At 45.7% G+C, this 623-nt stretch carries 1 protein-coding gene and 1 pseudogene; both read right to left on the reverse strand.

Features of this window, described 5'->3' with window-relative positions:
* Positions 1 to 516 (reverse strand): type II secretion system minor pseudopilin GspH (gene gspH, locus R7O13_RS28370; RefSeq protein WP_318305391.1); only part of this gene is annotated, 516 nt, incomplete at its 3' end.
* Between the two features lie 30 nt (positions 517 to 546).
* Positions 547 to 623 (reverse strand): annotated as a pseudogene (locus R7O13_RS28375) (type II secretion system protein GspG); the annotation flags it as partial.

Genomic DNA, 623 nt, shown 5'->3' on the forward strand with positions numbered 1-623 from the left:
TCGCCAACCATCGTTAAACGCATCGCCTTTTTGTGGAAAAAAAGACAAGGTAAACGGCGTGACTTCTGCGCTCGAGAAAATGAAGACTTGCGGTGGTTTCACTTTCTTTTCTTCAGTTTCGTCGGCAAACATGTCTTCAAACAGTGAACCCGGCTCGAACAAACGATCGTCTTTATCCCAAGCACCGCCACCTAGATCCAATTGCAATGCAATGTCATCTTCTAATTTGGTTTTGCTTGGAATTTGCTTCATTTCTAGCGGCTTCCAGCCTTCAGCGGTCAAGCTAAGCAGGGTGTAGGTCTTTTTCGTATCGTCGACACGCACACCAAAATCTTTACCGCTGAGTACGGCTTCTTCGTTAAGCAACTGCAAACGCTGAAAGAAACTTTGCGCGTATTGTTTAGAGAGGTCTTTTTGACTGGTAGGCAACGTAGTGATCACCGCCACCGCGGTAAGAGATAGCAAAACCAGCACCAATAGGATTTCTATTAATGTAAAACCGTTATGTTTTCGCATTTGTTTCATTAGTGCTGGCTTGCGCTCATTTTATTGGAAGTCTTGCATGTTCCAGTTGCCAATATCCGCTGCTGGACCTTCACCGCCCTCTTGACCATCCGCACCTA

Source organism: Vibrio sp. Y176, assembly GCF_033438945.1.